Genomic DNA, 716 nt, shown 5'->3' with positions numbered 1-716 from the left:
TGGAACTCGATCTACAAGCGGTTTGCCCGGTGGTCTGAGGATGGCACCTGGGAGAAGCTGCTGGCTGAGGTGCAGAAGCAGGCAGACGCGGCCGGGAAGGTCGACTGGGTTGTGTCGATCGATTCCACGATCGCGCGCGTGCATCAGCACGGCGCGACACTGAAGCGGGACGAGGGGGCTCTCTCGAATCACAAGGATCCGTGGATCGAACCGCCTGACCACGCTATTGGGCGCTCTCGTGGCGGGTTGACCACCAAGCTGCATCTCGTCGCCGATGGGCGCGGCAGGCCGCTGGGGATGGTGATCACGGGAGGGAACGTCAACGACACCACGATGATGACCGCCGTGCTCGAGGACATCTGCGTCCCTCGCGCCGGCAAGGGCAGGCCTCGAACCCGGCCGGAGCGTGTCCTCGCGGACAAGGGCTATCCGTCGAAGGCGAACCGAGCATGGCTGCGCGCCCGGGGCATCGCCGCCACGATCCCCGAACGCGACGACCAGATCGCTCACCGCCGCAGGAAGCCTGGCCGCCCCATCGACTTCGGCCACCAGCAGCAAGAACGCTACAAGGGTCGCAACGTCGTCGAGCGGTGCTTCAATCGCCTCAAGCAGTGGCGCGGGATCGCGATGCGCTCAGACAAGCTGGCCCGCAACTACCGCGCCGGCATCAGCCTCGCTACCACGCTGATCTGGATCAAGACCGAGGTCATTAGCCT

1 protein-coding gene is annotated in these 716 nt (G+C 65.5%); it reads left to right on the top strand.

Translation table 11 applies throughout. The features are described 5' to 3' along the window. The coding region (locus ABD093_RS18180) for an IS5 family transposase (RefSeq protein WP_343926274.1) at positions 1-716 on the top strand (716 nt) is incomplete at both ends.

The sequence above is a fragment of the Brachybacterium tyrofermentans genome, assembly GCF_039526165.1.
GTDB classification, from domain to species: Bacteria; Actinomycetota; Actinomycetes; order Actinomycetales; family Dermabacteraceae; genus Brachybacterium; species Brachybacterium tyrofermentans.
The sequence above is the reverse complement of the archived record's forward strand: the minus strand, read 5'-3'. Positions and strand labels throughout refer to the sequence as shown.